We start from the raw sequence: 15,006 nt of genomic DNA on the forward strand, positions 1-15,006 counted from the left end.
CCGCTTGCCGGAAGTCCATCCGCCCAACTATACTGTGCGTTTGTACAGTATTTGCTGAGTTGCGATAGTGCAGAAGCCGGGCGAATCGGTTAATCTTCTGTCTCCCTATCACCTGCTGCCGAGAGTCGTAATGTCCGTGACGCCTGAACCGCAACAAACCATCGCGCTCGTCGTACGGCACAACACGGCCGGGATCGACGAGCACGTGCAGGCCATCGTCGACTTCCTGCAGGGGGCCGGCTACCGCGTCGTGTTCGAGCAGGAAACGGCGGGGCACGTGAAGGTCGCCGGCGTGGACGCCATGACGGTGGACGAGATCGGCGCGCACTGCGGCACCGCCATCGTCGTCGGCGGCGACGGCACGATGCTCGGCATCGCCCGCCAGCTGGCGCGCTACCGCGTGCCGCTCATCGGCATCAACCAGGGCCGCCTGGGCTTCATGACCGACATCCCCATCGACCGCATGCTGCCCGCGCTGGGCGAGATCCTCAGCGGCAAGGCCAAGGCCGAGGAGCGCTCGCTGCTGGAAGCGCGCGTCGTGCGCGACGGCGTCGAGATCCACTGCTCCGTCGCCGTCAACGACGTCGTCGTCGCGCGCGGCACGGGTGCCGGCATGGCCGAGCTGAAGGTGACGGTGGACGGCAAGTTCATGTACAACCAGCGTTCGGACGGCCTGATCGTCTCGACGCCTACCGGCTCCACGGCGTACGCGCTGTCGGCCGGCGGTCCGCTGCTGCATCCCACGCTGGCCGGCATCGTGCTGGTGCCGATCGCGCCGCACGCGCTGTCCAACCGCCCGATCGTCGTGCCGAACACGAGCGACATCGTCGTCGAGATCATCAACGGCCGCGACATCAGCGTGAACTTCGACATGCAGACGTTCACGAGCCTGCAGCACGGCGACCAGATCATGATCTCGCGCTCGCCCAACACCATCACCTTCCTGCATCCGGAAGGGTGGAGCTACTACCACACCCTGCGCGAGAAGCTGCACTGGAACGAATATCCGTCCGGTGACGGCAAGCTCAAGTAAATCAGCATCCATCAGGAGATGAGTTTCTTCATGTTGCGCACACTGACCATCCGCGACTTCGTCATCGTCGACACGATCGAGCTCGAGTTCTCGAACGGCTTCACGGTGCTCACCGGCGAGACCGGCGCCGGCAAGTCGATCCTGATCGACGCGCTTCAGCTCGCGCTTGGCGGCCGCGGTGAGGCAAGCATGGTGCGCGAAGGCGCGGCCAAGGCCGACATCAGCGCCGACTTCGCGCTGACCCAGGCCGCGAGCATCTGGCTGGAACAGAACGAGTTCGAAACCGACGAAGGCGGCGCGCTGCTGCGCCGCGTGATCGACAACGCCGGCCGCTCCAAGTCCTATATCAACGGCATCGCCGCCACCGCGAGCCAGTTGCGCGAGCTGGGCGAACTGCTCGTCGACATCCACGGCCAGCACGCGCACCAGTCGCTGTTGAAACTCGACGCCCAGCGCGCGCTGCTCGACAACCAGGTCGCCGTGCGCGATCCGGGCGCAAGCGCGCAGGTGCAGGAAGTCGCGCATGCCTATAAGGCGTGGAAGGCGCTGGCGCGCCAGCGCGAGGAATTCGAGACGAACGCGAAGAACGTGCTGCTGGAACGCGAGCGTCTCGAGTGGCAGGTCGGCGAGCTGGATAAACTCGCGGTGAAGCCGGGCGAGTGGGCGGAGATCACGAATGAACACAGCCGCCTGTCGCATGCCGCGAGCCTGATCGAAGGGGCGCAGGAAGCATTGGAAGCGCTGTCGGAATCGGAGCAACCGATCCTGTCGCAGCTGTCGTCGCTGAACCAGAAGCTGTCGAAGCTGGCCGGCGTCGACGCGGGCCTGCAGGCCGTGCTCGATTGCATGGAGCCGGCGCGCATCCAGTTGCAGGAAGCCGTGTACGCGCTGAACACGTATGTCGACAAGGTCGAGCTCGATCCGGACCGCTTGTCCCAAGTGGACGCGCGCATGGACGCCATCCACAGCACGGCCCGCAAATTCCGCGTGACGCCGGAAGAACTGCCGGAAGAACACGCGACCCTGAAGGCCAAGCTGCAGCAGCTGGCCGACGCGAGCGACGTGGACGGCCTGCGCAAGCAGGAAGAGAAGGCGAAGGCGGTCTACCTGGCGGCCGCGCAAAAGCTGTCCGCGACGCGCGCACAGGCGGCCCAGCGTTTGTCGTCGCAGGTGTCGGAAGCGATGCAGGAACTGTCGATGAGCGGGGGCCGCTTTGTCGTCGCGCTGAACCCGTGCGAACCGGCCGTGTACGGCTGCGAGCAGGTCGAGTTCCTCGTGGCCGGCCACGCCGGCGTGGCGCCGCGGCCGCTGGCCAAGGTGGCGTCGGGCGGCGAACTGGCGCGCATCTCGCTGGCGATCTCCGTCATCACGGCGAACGCGACCACGGTGCCGACCTTGATCTTCGACGAGGTCGACACCGGTATCGGCGGCGGCGTGGCGGAAGTCGTCGGCCGTCTGTTGAAGCGCCTGGGGCAGAGCCGGCAAGTGCTGTGCGTCACGCACCTGCCGCAGGTCGCGAGCCAGGCGAACCAGCACTTCCAGGTGGCCAAGGGCACGACGGATGGCGGCAAGACCGTGTCGCGCATCGACGTCCTCGACAACAAGGCCCGCGTGGAAGAGGTGGCGCGCATGTTGGGCGGCATCGAGATCACCGAAACGACGCGCAAGCATGCGCGCGAACTGCTGGCTTCCTAAGGACCTTCATGCCCTTCAATAAAGAACCGGTGCACCAGCACGGCACCGTCGCGAAGAGCGCCATCGTCCTCGTCAACCTCGGCACGCCCGACGCGCCGACGCGGCCCGCGGTGCGGCGCTACCTGAAGCAGTTCCTGTCCGACCCGCGTGTCGTGGAAATCCCGCGCGCCGTGTGGAATCTGATCCTGCACCTGGCGATCCTGCCGTTCCGCTCGGGGCAGTCGGCGCAAAAATACGCGACGATCTGGAGCCGCGAGGGCTCGCCGCTGAAGGTCTACACGGAACGGCAGGCGAACAAGCTGCAGGCGCTGCTCGAACAGCGCGGCCACCACGACGTCGAGGTGGCGATGGCGATGCGCTACGGCTCGCCCGCGCTGCCGGACGTGCTGGATGAACTGAAGGCGCGCGGCGTCGAGCGCATCGTCGTGCTGCCCGCGTACCCGCAATACTCCGGCACGACGACCGCGTCGATCTGGGATGCCGTCTTCGACCACTACAAGAAGGTGCGCAACATCCCCGAGCTGCGTCTCGTGAAGCACTACCACGACCACGAGGGCTATGTCGATGCGCTGGCCGCGTCCGTGGAGACGTACTGGGAGACGCACGGCCGCGGCGAGAAGCTGGTGATGAGCTTCCACGGCGTGCCCAAGCGCACCCTGCTGCTGGGCGATCCGTACCACTGCGAATGCCACCGGACGGCCCGCCTGCTGGCGGCGCGCCTGCGCCTGGCGCCGGACCAGTACATGGTGACGTTCCAGTCGCGCTTCGGCAAGGCCGAGTGGCTGCAGCCGTACACGGCGCCGACCGTGCAGCAGCTGGCGCGCGATGGCGTCAAGCGGATCGACGTCCTGTGTCCCGGTTTTACGAGCGACTGCCTGGAGACGCTGGAAGAGATCAACATGGAAGTCCGCCACGACTTCGAATCGAACGGCGGCCAGGAATATCACTACATTCCCTGCCTGAACGACAATCCGGCCTGGATCGTCGGCATGGCCGAGATCGCCGAGCAGCACCTGATCGGCTGGCCGACGATGCTCACGCCCGCGCAACGCGAGGCGCAGCGCAAGGATGCCGAAATCGCACGCGAGCACGCGGTGAAACTCGGGGCATAAGCGCCGTCGCCCGATGGCGAAATGCTAGAATGCCACGTTTTGCGGCGCCGACCCGAGCTCCGCCAGGCAGATCGCAGCCAGCGCAAGCAGGGTGTAGATGAGCACGGCGCCGCTGATCAGATGCAGTTTCATGTTCTTTCCCATCGGGTCGATAGACGGATGTCTTAACGACAGGATAGTAGAACGGCTGGCTGTCGATGGTGACTACGAGCAAGTAAATCTTGTAACAAAAGAATACGCGCGTCTGCATATTATTTCTGCAATTCCCCTTGAAAATGTAGGCGAATGCCCAATATGGGGCGCTGTGTGACTGCAACAGTCGTCCGACCAATCAGCCAAGTCCTTGATTTCAGGAGTTTTTTCGATGCAAGACCAAGAAAACCAAGAGGTGAGCAATCAGCCGGAAGCCGCCGATGCGGCTGCAGCCGCGGCAGCGCAGGCCGCACCGGCCAACGAGCCCGGCCTCGAAGAGCAGCTGAGCGCCACCGAAGCCAAGCTGGCCGAGATGCACGATGCCTTCATGCGTGCCAAGGCCGAAGCGGACAACATCCGCCGCCGTGCCCAGGAAGATGTGAGCAAGGCCCATAAATTCGCCATCGAAAGCTTCGCCGAGGCCATGGTGCCCGTGCGCGACAGCCTCGAGATGGCGCTGAAAGTCGAAGCGCCGACGGTCGAATCGATCAAGGAAGGCGTCGAGATGACCCTGAAGCAGCTCACCGCCGCGTTCGAGAAGAACCGCCTGGTCGAAGTGATGCCGCAACCGGGCGACAAGCTCGACCCGAACAAGCACCAGGCCGTGGCCGTGGTGCCGTCCGACCAGGAAGCGAACACCGTGGTGGCCGTGCTGCAGAAGGGTTACATGATCGCCGACCGCCTGCTGCGCCCGGCCATCGTGACCGCCGCCGCACCGAAATAATGTTGCTTCAAGGCTGAATAAGCTCTTGAAACTAGGCGACATTTCCCAATATTCGACACATCTGAAAAACTGAGTACTAAAAAGGAAAATATTATGGGCAGAATCATCGGTATCGACCTGGGCACCACCAACTCCTGCGTGGCGATCATGGAAAATGGTCAGCCCAAGGTCATCGAAAACGCGGAAGGCGCCCGTACGACGCCTTCGATCATCGCTTATCAGGAAGATGGCGAGATCCTGGTCGGCGCGCCGGCGAAACGCCAGGCCGTCACCAACCCGAAGAACACCCTGTTCGCCGTCAAGCGCCTGATCGGCCGTAAATTCGACGAGAAGGAAGTCCAGAAGGACATCGGCCTGATGCCGTACTCGATCATCAAGGCCGACAATGGCGACGCCTGGGTGCAGGTACGCGACAAGAAACTGGCACCGCCGCAGATCTCGGCCGAAGTGCTGCGCAAGATGAAGAAGACCGCCGAAGACTACCTCGGCGAAGAAGTGACGGAAGCCGTCATCACGGTCCCGGCGTACTTCAACGACTCGCAGCGCCAGGCAACCAAGGACGCCGGCCGCATCGCCGGCCTGGACGTCAAGCGCATCATCAACGAGCCGACTGCGGCCGCGCTGGCATTCGGCCTGGACAAGACCGACAAGGGCGACCGCAAGATCGCCGTGTATGACCTCGGCGGCGGTACGTTCGACGTGTCGATCATCGAGATCGCCGACGTGGATGGCGAGAAGCAGTTCGAAGTGCTGTCGACCAACGGCGACACGTTCCTGGGCGGCGAAGACTTCGACCAGCGCATCATCGACTACATCATCGACGAATTCAAGAAGATCAACGGCCTCGACCTGTCGAAGGACCCGATCGCCCTGCAGCGCATCAAGGCGTCGGCCGAGCGCGCGAAGATCGAACTGTCGTCGTCGCAGCAGACCGAGATCAACGAGCCGTACATCGCCATGGCGAACGGCGCGCCGGTCCACCTGAACCTCAAGATCACCCGCGCCAAGCTGGAAGCCCTGGTCGAGGAACTGATCGTCAAGACCATCGAACCGTGCCGCATCGCCATCAAGGATGCGGGCGTGAAGGTCTCGGACATCGACGACATCATCCTGGTCGGCGGCATGACCCGCATGCCGAAGGTGCAGGAGAAAGTTAAGGAGTTCTTCGGCAAGGATCCGCGCAAGGACGTCAACCCGGACGAGGCCGTCGCTGTCGGCGCCGCCATCCAGGGTTCGGTCCTGTCGGGCGAACGCAAGGACCTGCTGCTGCTGGACGTGACCCCGCTGTCGCTGGGTATCGAAACCCTGGGCGGCGTGATGACCAAGATGATCCAGAAGAACACCACGATCCCGACCAAGTTCTCGCAGGTGTTCTCGACCGCCGACGACAACCAGCCGGCCGTGACCATCAAGGTCTACCAGGGCGAGCGCGAAATCGCCGCCGGCAACAAGGGTCTGGGCGAGTTCAACCTGGAAGGCATCCCGCCGGCACCGCGCGGCACGCCGCAGATCGAAGTGACCTTCGATATCGACGCCAACGGCATCCTGCACGTGGGCGCGAAGGACAAGGCCACCGGTAAAGAGAACAAGATCACCATCAAGGCCAACTCGGGTCTGTCGGAAGACGAGATCCAGAAGATGGTGAAGGACGCCGAGCTGAACGCGGAAGAAGACAAGAAGGTCAAGGAACTGGCCGAGTCGCGCAACCAGGCCGACGCGCTGGTGCACTCGACCAAGAAGTCCCTGACCGAGTACGGCGACAAGCTGGACGCGGGCGAGAAGGAAAAGATCGAAGCCGCAATCACCGACCTGGAAGGTTCGATCAAGTCGGGCGACAAGGCCGAGATCGACGCCAAGGTGGCTGCACTGTCGACCGCCGCCCAGAAGCTGGGCGAGAAGATGTACGCCGACATGCAGGCCCAGCAGGGCGCCGCAGGCGCACAGGCTGGCGGCCAGCAGCCGGGTGCCGAGTCGGCCAAGCAGGATGACGACGTCGTCGACGCCGACTTCAAGGAAGTCAAGGACGCCAAGTAATGACGTCCTGACGGGGCGGGCCTGGTGACAGGCCGGCCCCGTCGCCGCAACCCGCCGAGCCGAAGCGACCTCATGGTGCACGGCTCGGCTTTTTTGTGGTGTCCAACATCATCGGGCCCGCGCCAGCCGTTGTTTTTACGGCCGAGTCGCGCAAGCCCGTAATGCTCACTGTATACTCGTATCCTTTTGGGCTGTGCGTTCGCAGGTCGTTGCCTGGTCCGCCACAGTTCTTTTGTAGATAGACAGCAAGGTGCCGACAAATGGCAAAGCGTGATTTTTACGAGATCCTCGGCGTCGCGAAGACTGCTTCGGAAGACGAGATCAAGAAGGCCTATCGCAAGCTTGCGATGAAGTACCATCCGGACCGCAATCCCGATAACAAGGAAGCGGAAGAGAAGTTCAAGGAGGTCAAGGAAGCCTACGAGATGCTGACCAATCCGGAAAAGCGCGAGGCTTATGACCGCTACGGTCACGCTGGCGTCGATCCGAACGGCGGCATGGGCGGCGGCTTCGGTGCCGGCGGCTTCGGCGATGCGTTCGGCGACATCTTCGGCGACATCTTCGGCGGCGGTCGCGGCCGCAGCTCGGGCCCGCAGGTGTACCGCGGCGCCGACCTGCGCTACAACCTGGAAATTACGCTGGAACAGGCAGCCGCCGGCTTCGACACGACGATCCGCGTGCCGAGCTGGGACAAGTGCGACACCTGCCACGGCAGCGGCGCCAAGCCGGGCACGTCGCCCGTCACCTGCACGACGTGCCACGGCCACGGCCAGGTGCGCATGCAGCAGGGCTTCTTCTCGATCCAGCAAACTTGCCCGAAGTGCCACGGCAGCGGCAAGATCATCCCGGAACCGTGCGCATCCTGCGGCGGCGCCGGACGCATCAAGCGCAACAAGACGCTGGAAGTCAAGATCCCGGCGGGTATCGACAGCGGCATGCGCATCCGCTCGACCGGCAACGGCGAGCCGGGCACGAACGGCGGGCCGCCGGGCGACCTGTATGTCGAGATCCACATCAAGCCGCACACCGTGTTCCAGCGCGAAGGCGACGACCTGCATTGCGAAATGCCGATCTCGTTCAGCAAGGCTGCACTGGGCGGCGAGATCGAGGTGCCGACCCTGGCCGGCAAGGTCTCGTTCACGATCCCTGAAGGTACCCAGACGGGCAAGACCTTCCGCCTCAAGGGCAAGGGCATCAAGGGCGTGCGCTCGGGTTACTCCGGCGACCTGTTCTGCCACGTCGTGGTCGAGACGCCCGTCAAGCTCACCGAGAAGCAGAAGGACCTGCTGCGCGAATTCGATCGTCTGACGGTCGAGGGCGGCGCGAAGCACAGCCCGCAGAGCAAGGGCTGGATGGACAAGGTAAAGGACTTCTTCGAGTAAGATGTCGGATGGACCGCCGGGCGCGCGAGCCCCGGCGGTTTTTTTTGACCAGAATGTGGTCGATTAAACAAGTTTTAGAGCAAGGTAAAACGCCATGGCAAAGACCCCCACCGGCCTCACCGCCGCAGACCTCTTCGAACGCAACCGCCAATGGGCCGCGTCGATGATCCAGGAGGATCCCGACTTCTTCAAGGACCTGGCCTCCCAACAATCTCCGGAATACCTGTGGATCGGCTGCTCCGACAGCCGCGTGCCCGCGAACGAACTCGTCGGCATGGCGCCGGGAGAACTATTCGTCCACCGCAATATCGCCAACGTCGTGTCGCACTCCGACCTGAACTGCCTGACCGTGCTGCAGTTTGCCGTCGACGTGCTGAAGGTCAAGCACATCATCCTGTGCGGCCACTACGGCTGCTCCGGTGTGGGCGCGGCACTGAACAACACCCGCGTCGGCCTGGCCGACAACTGGCTCGGCCACGTGCGCGACGTGCGCGACAAGCACGGCAAATACCTGGGCAATGTCGCCGGTACGGCCGCCACCAACCGCCTCGTGGAACTGAACGTGGCCGAGCAGGTCATCAACATCGCCCAGACCACGGTCGTGCGCGACGCGTGGGAACGCGGCCAGGACATCACCATCCATAGCTGGGTCTACGGCGTGCACGATGGCCTGCTGCGCGACCTCGGCGTCACCGTCCGCAGCTACGAGGAGATCCAGCCGAAGCTGGACAAGATCCTGCAGGGTTACCTCAAGTGATGCAGCCCGGCGGCGAACTCGACCAGCTGCGCGCCATCGTGCGCCAGTTCGTCGAGGAGCGTGACTGGGACCAGTTCCACACGCCCAAGAACCTGGCATCCGCGCTGACGGTGGAAGCGGCCGAGCTGCTGGAACACTTCCAGTGGCTGCAGCACGGCCGTGCCGACGAGCTCGGCGCGGACAAGCTCGTGGAAGTGCGTCACGAGATGGCCGACGTGCTTGTCTATCTCGTGCGCCTGGCCGACAAGCTGGACGTCGACCTTCTCGCCGCCGTGCAGGAAAAGATGGTGCTCAATCGCGCCAAGTACCCAGCCGATCAGGTGCGCGGGGACGCTCGCAAGTATTACGAGTACAAGCCCAGGTAATACGTCAGCACCCCCTCGGAACGCTCGATCCCGAGAATATCCATCAATTGCCTGAGCCCCGCGGCGACGCGTTCGCGCGTCTCTGCGGGCGCGTCCCGGGCATCCTCCAGCGCAGGCTGGAACTGTTTCAGCACCCAGAATTTCGTCGGGTGCGCCGCGACCCCGGCGAGCAGCCGGTCCGCAACGCGCGCGAGATTATCGTCCAACCCGGGCCCATCCCGGAACGCCCGCAGCGCCTCCACCGTACGCGGTACGATGAACAGCGGCGCGTCGCGCACCCGCTGAAACGGATCCTCCGCCATCACATCCCGCCCAGGCAGATGTACTTGATGACGAGATAGTCGTCCATCCCGTACTTCGACCCTTCGCGCCCCAGGCCGGACTGCTTGACGCCGCCGAACGGCGCGACCTCGTTCGAGATCAGGCCCGTGTTCACGCCCACCATCCCCGACTCGATCTGCTCGGCGACGCGCCACACGCGGCCGACGTCGCGTGCGTAAAAGTACGACGCCAGCCCATATTCCGTCGCGTTGGCGAGCGTAATCGCTTCCTCTTCGGTCTTGAAACGGAACAGCGGCGCCACGGGGCCGAACGTTTCCTCGTCGGAGATCAGCATCTGCGGCGTGACGTCGGCCAGCACGGTCGGCTCGAAGAAGGTGTGGCCGAGCGGATGGCGCTTGCCGCCCAGCAGCAGGCGCGCACCCTTGCCGAGCGCATCGGCGATGTGGTGTTCGACCTTCTCGACGGCTTTTTCTTCGATCAGCGGCCCCTGGTTCACGCCCGGCTCCATGCCGTTGCCGACCTTCAGTTTCGCGACGGCGGCCGTCAGCTTTTCCGCGAACGCCTCGTAGACGCCATCCTGCACGTAGATGCGGTTGGCGCACACGCAGGTCTGCCCCATGTTGCGGTATTTCGAGGCCATGGCACCTTCGACGGCGGCATCGAGGTCGGCGTCGTCGAACACGATGAACGAGGCGTTGCCGCCCAGTTCCAACGACAGTTTCTTGACCGTCGGCGCGCATTGCTCCATCAACAGGCGGCCGACCGGCGTGGAACCCGTGAAACTGAGCTTGCGCACGATGGGGTTCGCACACATCTCCGCGCCGATCGTCCTGGAGTCGCCGATCACGATGGAAAACACGCCCTTCGGCACGCCGGCCCGCTCCGCGAGTACGGCGAGCGCGAGGGCGGAATAGGGCGTCAGCTCCGCCGGTTTCAGCACGATGGGACAGCCGGCCGCGAGCGCCGGCGCGACCTTGCGGGTGATCATCGCTGCCGGGAAATTCCATGGCGTGATCGCGGCGCACACGCCGATCGGTTCCTTCGTGACGACGATGCGGCGGTCGCGCGCGGGCGATTCCAGCACGTCGCCTTCGATGCGCTTGGCCTGCTCGCCGAACCATTCGAGGAACGATGCGGCGTACGCGATCTCTCCCTTCGATTCGGCCAGCGGCTTGCCCTGCTCGGCCGTCATGATGGCGGCCAGGTCGTCGGCGTCTGCCAGCATCAGGTCGTTCCACTTGCGCAGGATGAGGGCGCGTTCGCGCGCCGTCTTCTTGCGCCAGGCGGGCCAGGCGGCCTGCGCCGCCTCGATGGCGCGCCGGGTTTCCTGTGCGCCCATGTGCGGCACGGTGCCGAGCGTTTCGCCAGTGGCGGGGTTGATCACGGGGACGGTCTTGCCGTCGTCGGCATCGCACCAGGCGCCGTCGATGTAGGCCTGCTGGCGCAGCAGGGCAGGATCTTTGAGGTTCAGCATGGGAAAAACGATAGCACGATGCCGCGAATCGGGTCGTTTGTGTTGGCATCGTTCTTCAGTTGACGTTAAGCTTTTGCTACGGGTTACAACAGCGAACCCGCTCAACTAGCAGATCCCAGGAAGCGTTGGCATTGGGAACGCGGTTTCCTTGATCTGAAACAACGGCCACTCGCATTCGGACCACTTTGTACGTATGATGGTTCCTGTGCGCTCACTACAAGGTAGAGACCATGCGCCCGATCGTTTTCGTCCCCGCTTGCACCCGCGATTTCGGTGAACACCCTTACCACGCGGCCCAGCACAAGTATGTCGACGCCGTCGTCCTCGGTGCCGACTGCGCGCCGCTGATCCTGCCGTCGCTGGGGGAGGCGCTCGACCTGGAGACGATGCTCGCCCTGTGCGACGGGATCATGCTGACGGGCTCGGCATCGAATGTGCACCCCAGCTATTACTCCGAAGAATTGCTCGATCCGTCGCTGCCGCAGGACCCGGCGCGCGACCAGACCACGTTGCCGCTGATCCGCGCGGCCGTGAAACGCGGCATTCCGATCATCGCGATCTGCCGCGGTTTCCAGGAAATGAACGTGGCGCTGGGCGGCAGCCTGTTTCAGGCTGTGCAGGCGGTGCCCGGGCACTTCGACCACCGCGAGAATCCCGAACTGGGCATGGACGAGCAATATGGCGACGCTCACAAGGTCCAGCTCGTCGAGGGTGGGATGCTGCACGAGATCATTGGCCTGCCGGAAATCCCAGTGAATTCCCTCCATGGACAGGGCGTGAACGAACTGGCGCCGGGCCTCGTCGTCGAGGCGACGGCGGAGGATGGGCTCGTGGAAGCCTTCTCGGTGAAGGGTGCGCCCGGTTTTACCCTGGCCGTGCAATGGCACCCGGAATGGCGCATCGTCCACAATCCCCATTCGATGAAGATGTTCGGCGCATTCGGCGCCGCCTGCCGCGCCTACAGATCAACCAAACGGACACCGACATGACCCCCGACGCGAAATGGGCGGTCACGCCCGTCCCATAGCTTCCCTGATCCCTGCTCGATCCCACGCAGCCCGCGGGCGGCGCGCTTGCGCTCGCGTGCAATCCATTAACGGACAGAGAGAACATCATGGCTATCCGCGACAATTTTTCATACAACGACATGGACGAGTGGCTCAACGGTAAACGAGTCACCGAAATCGAATGCCTGGTGCCCGACCTGACGGGCGTCGCGCGTGGAAAGATTCTTCCGCGCGTAAAATTTACCGAAGACCGCGGCATGCGCCTGCCGGAAATCGTGCTGGGCATGACCGTGACGGGCAATTCGCCGTCCGACGACGACGCCTTCGACCGCGCGATCTCGACGACGGACCGCGACATGATCCTGAAGGCCGATCCCGGCACGATCACGATGGTGCCGTGGGCCGTCGACCCGACGGCGCAGGTGATTCACGACTGCTATTTCTCCGACGGCAAATTGGTCGATTTCGCGCCGCGCAGCGTGCTGCGCCGCGTGCTGAAACTGTACGAGAAAAAGGGGTGGAAGCCGCTCGTCGCGCCGGAACTGGAGTTTTATCTCACGGCGAAGAACATCGACCCCGACTTGCCGCTGGCCGCGCCGATCGGCCGCAGCGGACGCTCCGAGACGAGCCGCCAGGTCTACAGCATCGACGCCGTCAACGAATTCGATCCGCTGTTCGAGGACATCTACGATTACTGCGACATGATGGGCCTCGACGTCGACACCCTGATCCACGAGATCGGCGCGGGCCAGATGGAAATCAATTTCCAGCACGGCGAACCGCTGGGCCTCGCGGACAAGGTTTTCTATTTCAAGCGCACCCTGCGCGAAGCGGCTTTAAAACATGACATGTACGCCACCTTCATGGCCAAGCCGATGGCTGGCGAGCCCGGCTCGGCGATGCACGTGCACCAGAGCGTCGTCGACGCGGAATCCGGCCGCAACATCTTCAGCAATGTCGACGGCTCGCCGTCGGATCTCTTCCGCCACTACATCGGCGGCCTGCAGAAATACATGCCGTCCGCGATGGCGATCGTCGCGCCGTACGTGAATTCGTACCGCCGCATCGTGCGCCACACGGCCGCCCCCATCAACCTGCAATGGGGCGTGGACAACCGCACCGTGGGCTTCCGGGTGCCCGTGTCCGGCTCGCAGGACCGACGCGTGGAAAACCGCGTGATCGGTGCCGATGCGAACCCGTATCTCGCGCTGGCCGTTACCCTGGCCTGCGGCTACCTCGGTATCCAGGAACAGCTGGAGCCGACGCCGATGGTCGAAGGCAGCGCCTACAAGATGAAGGTCGAGCTGCCGCAGGGCCTGTCCGAAGCGCTGACCCTGCTGCGCGGCGAGGACCGCCTGCGCGACATCCTCGGCGAGCGCTTCATCGACGTCTATTCCGCGGTCAAGGAACTGGAGCACCAGGAATTCATGACCGTTATCAGCCCGTGGGAACGGGAGCACCTGTTACTGCACGTATGACCATGCGACGACGACGACAAGGAGATCATCATGACTTTCGACACCATGGCATTCGAGGCAGGCCTGCGCGCGCCGGTCCGTGAGGACCATGACACCCGGACTTTGCAACAGCTCGACAGCGCCCACTTCCTGCACCCGTTCACCGACCACGGCGCCCTGAGCACGAAGGGCGCGCGCGTGATGGTGCGCGGCGAGGGCGTTTATTTATGGGATTCGGACGGCAATAAAACCATCGACGGCATGTCCGGCCTGTGGTGCGTGAACGTGGGCTATGGCCGCACGTCCATCACGCAAGCCGTCGCGCGGCAGATGGATGTTCTGCCGTTCTACAACAGCTTCTTCAACACGACGAACGTGCCGGCCGTGAAGCTGGCGGAAAAGCTGGCGGGCCTGGCACCGCCCGGCTTCGAGCACGTGTTTTTCACCAGTTCCGGTTCGGAAGCCAACGACACGGCGCTGCGCATGGTCTGGCGCTACTGGCAGTTGATGGGGCAGCCGGAGCGGCAGATCGTCATCAGCCGCCGCAACGCCTACCACGGCAGCACGATCGCCGGGGCGTCGCTGGGCGGCATGGCGGCCATGCACGCCCAGGGCGCGCTGCCGATCCCGCACATCCACCACATCGAGCAACCGAATTTCGCCGAGCATGGCCGCGGCCTCTCGGAAGCGGAATTCGGGCTGCTGGCGGCCGACTGGCTCGAACAGAAGATTTTGGAACTGGGACCGGAGAAGGTCGCGGCGTTCATCGGCGAACCGGTGCAGGGCGCGGGCGGGGTCGTCATCCCGCCGCAGACATACTGGCCGCAAATCCAGCGCATCTGCGACAAGTACGGCATCCTGCTCATCTCGGACGAGGTCATCTGCGGCTTCGGCAGGCTGGGCACGTGGTTCGGCTGCGAGCGCATGGGCACGCGGCCGGATCTGATCCCGTTCGCGAAAGGCGTTACGTCAGGCTACGTGCCGCTGGGCGGGGTGCTGGTCGGCGAACGGGTGGCGCGCGCGCTGATCGAGCGCGGCGGCGATTTCAACCACGGTTTTACCTATTCCGGCCACCCCGTCGCCTGCGCGGCGGCGCTGGAGAACCTGCGCATCGTCGAAGAGGAAAAACTGGTCGACAAGGTCGCACGCGAGACGGGGCCGCATTTGAAAGCCGCGTTCGCCCGCCTGGCCGAGCACCCGCTCGTCGGACACGCCGAGAGCATCGGCATGGCGGCCGGACTGAACCTCGTGCGACGCAAGGCCGCGACGCTGCACGACTGCGAACCGTTCGCGCGCGACCTGGCGGTGGGCATGGTGTGCCGGCAGCACATGTTCGACAACGGCGTCATCATGCGCGCCGTCGGGGACCGGATGATCGTCGCGCCACCGCTCGTGATGACCTGTGCGCAGATCGACGAGATGGTGGCGCGGATACGGGATTGCCTCGACCTGACGCTGGCGGACGTCGTGGGTCGCGGCTGGATGGATTAAG

At 64.1% G+C, this 15,006-nt stretch carries 13 protein-coding genes; 11 read left to right on the forward strand and 2 right to left on the reverse strand.

Features of this window, described 5'->3' with window-relative positions; all coding sequences use genetic code 11:
- Positions 1-130 precede the first annotated feature (130 nt).
- The 8 genes from P0M04_RS11525 (at position 131) to P0M04_RS11560 (ending at position 9,294) form a co-directional block, all read left to right on the forward strand.
- A complete protein-coding gene (locus P0M04_RS11525; RefSeq protein ID WP_259450617.1) occupies positions 131-1,033 on the forward strand; it encodes an NAD kinase in 903 nt (300 codons plus the stop codon).
- 30 nt (positions 1,034-1,063) lie between these two features.
- Positions 1,064-2,728 carry a DNA repair protein RecN gene (gene recN, locus P0M04_RS11530; protein WP_259450618.1) on the forward strand — a complete coding sequence of 555 codons (1,665 nt, stop codon included), beginning with the start codon at positions 1,064-1,066 and terminating at the stop codon, positions 2,726-2,728.
- 8 nt (positions 2,729-2,736) lie between these two features.
- Positions 2,737-3,840: a ferrochelatase gene (gene hemH, locus P0M04_RS11535; protein ID WP_259450619.1), complete on the forward strand. Its 1,104-nt coding sequence runs from the start codon at positions 2,737-2,739 to the stop codon at positions 3,838-3,840.
- A 364-nt stretch (positions 3,841-4,204) separates the two neighbouring features.
- On the forward strand, positions 4,205-4,756 hold the full coding sequence (gene grpE / locus P0M04_RS11540; RefSeq protein WP_036239235.1) for a nucleotide exchange factor GrpE: 552 nt from the start codon (positions 4,205-4,207) through the stop codon (positions 4,754-4,756).
- Positions 4,757-4,849: 93 nt separating this feature from the next.
- Positions 4,850-6,790 carry a molecular chaperone DnaK gene (gene dnaK, locus P0M04_RS11545; RefSeq protein ID WP_259450620.1) on the forward strand — a complete coding sequence of 647 codons (1,941 nt, stop codon included), beginning with the start codon at positions 4,850-4,852 and terminating at the stop codon, positions 6,788-6,790.
- Between the two features lie 260 nt (positions 6,791-7,050).
- Complete coding sequence (gene dnaJ / locus P0M04_RS11550) at positions 7,051-8,172, forward strand: molecular chaperone DnaJ (RefSeq protein ID WP_259450621.1); 1,122 nt, start codon at positions 7,051-7,053, stop codon at positions 8,170-8,172.
- A gap of 94 nt (positions 8,173-8,266) precedes the next feature.
- Positions 8,267-8,929: a carbonate dehydratase gene (can, locus tag P0M04_RS11555; RefSeq protein ID WP_259450622.1), complete on the forward strand. Its 663-nt coding sequence runs from the start codon at positions 8,267-8,269 to the stop codon at positions 8,927-8,929.
- Positions 8,929-9,294, forward strand: coding sequence for a nucleotide pyrophosphohydrolase (locus P0M04_RS11560; protein ID WP_036239243.1), 366 nt, complete (start codon positions 8,929-8,931; stop codon positions 9,292-9,294). The genes can and P0M04_RS11560 overlap by 1 nt, the downstream gene beginning before the upstream one ends.
- Here P0M04_RS11560 and P0M04_RS11565 read toward each other — a convergent pair.
- Together P0M04_RS11565 and P0M04_RS11570 are read right to left on the reverse strand one after the other, a co-directional pair.
- Entirely contained in the window at positions 9,273-9,596 is a 324-nt protein-coding gene (locus P0M04_RS11565) for a DUF4844 domain-containing protein (RefSeq protein ID WP_259450623.1), read from the reverse strand. The two genes, P0M04_RS11560 and P0M04_RS11565, sit on opposite strands and share 22 nt — an antisense overlap.
- Positions 9,596-11,050, reverse strand: a complete 1,455-nt coding sequence (locus tag P0M04_RS11570; protein ID WP_259450624.1) for an NAD-dependent succinate-semialdehyde dehydrogenase — start codon at positions 11,048-11,050, stop codon at positions 9,596-9,598. The genes P0M04_RS11565 and P0M04_RS11570 overlap by 1 nt, the downstream gene beginning before the upstream one ends.
- A gap of 230 nt (positions 11,051-11,280) precedes the next feature.
- Between P0M04_RS11570 and P0M04_RS11575 the strand changes: the two genes are divergently transcribed.
- The 3 genes from P0M04_RS11575 to P0M04_RS11585 all read left to right on the forward strand — a co-directional run bounded on the left by P0M04_RS11575 (position 11,281) and on the right by P0M04_RS11585 (position 15,005).
- Positions 11,281-12,039, forward strand: coding sequence for a gamma-glutamyl-gamma-aminobutyrate hydrolase family protein (locus P0M04_RS11575; RefSeq protein ID WP_259450625.1), 759 nt, complete (start codon positions 11,281-11,283; stop codon positions 12,037-12,039).
- A 125-nt stretch (positions 12,040-12,164) separates the two neighbouring features.
- Positions 12,165-13,535: a glutamine synthetase family protein gene (locus tag P0M04_RS11580; protein ID WP_259450626.1), complete on the forward strand. Its 1,371-nt coding sequence runs from the start codon at positions 12,165-12,167 to the stop codon at positions 13,533-13,535.
- Positions 13,536-13,565: 30 nt separating this feature from the next.
- Entirely contained in the window at positions 13,566-15,005 is a 1,440-nt protein-coding gene (locus P0M04_RS11585; RefSeq protein ID WP_259450627.1) for an aspartate aminotransferase family protein, read from the forward strand.
- The last annotated feature ends 1 nt before the right edge of the window (position 15,006 follow it).

Origin of the sequence: Telluria mixta (assembly GCF_029223865.1) — a bacterium.
In the GTDB taxonomy this organism is placed as follows: Bacteria; Pseudomonadota; Gammaproteobacteria; order Burkholderiales; family Burkholderiaceae_D; genus Telluria; species Telluria mixta.

Bases quoted from the DNA above. Each gene is read 5' to 3' on its own strand.
- P0M04_RS11525 (WP_259450617.1), top strand. From the start codon at position 131: ATGTCCGTGACGCCTGAACCGCAACAAACCATCGCGCTCGTCGTACGG.
- recN (WP_259450618.1), top strand. From the start codon at position 1,064: ATGTTGCGCACACTGACCATCCGCGACTTCGTCATCGTCGACACGATC.
- hemH (WP_259450619.1), top strand. From the start codon at position 2,737: ATGCCCTTCAATAAAGAACCGGTGCACCAGCACGGCACCGTCGCGAAG.
- grpE (WP_036239235.1), top strand. From the start codon at position 4,205: ATGCAAGACCAAGAAAACCAAGAGGTGAGCAATCAGCCGGAAGCCGCC.
- dnaK (WP_259450620.1), top strand. From the start codon at position 4,850: ATGGGCAGAATCATCGGTATCGACCTGGGCACCACCAACTCCTGCGTG.
- dnaJ (WP_259450621.1), top strand. From the start codon at position 7,051: ATGGCAAAGCGTGATTTTTACGAGATCCTCGGCGTCGCGAAGACTGCT.
- can (WP_259450622.1), top strand. From the start codon at position 8,267: ATGGCAAAGACCCCCACCGGCCTCACCGCCGCAGACCTCTTCGAACGC.
- P0M04_RS11560 (WP_036239243.1), top strand. From the start codon at position 8,929: ATGCAGCCCGGCGGCGAACTCGACCAGCTGCGCGCCATCGTGCGCCAG.
- P0M04_RS11565 (WP_259450623.1), bottom strand. From the start codon at position 9,596: ATGGCGGAGGATCCGTTTCAGCGGGTGCGCGACGCGCCGCTGTTCATC.
- P0M04_RS11570 (WP_259450624.1), bottom strand. From the start codon at position 11,050: ATGCTGAACCTCAAAGATCCTGCCCTGCTGCGCCAGCAGGCCTACATC.
- P0M04_RS11575 (WP_259450625.1), top strand. From the start codon at position 11,281: ATGCGCCCGATCGTTTTCGTCCCCGCTTGCACCCGCGATTTCGGTGAA.
- P0M04_RS11580 (WP_259450626.1), top strand. From the start codon at position 12,165: ATGGCTATCCGCGACAATTTTTCATACAACGACATGGACGAGTGGCTC.
- P0M04_RS11585 (WP_259450627.1), top strand. From the start codon at position 13,566: ATGACTTTCGACACCATGGCATTCGAGGCAGGCCTGCGCGCGCCGGTC.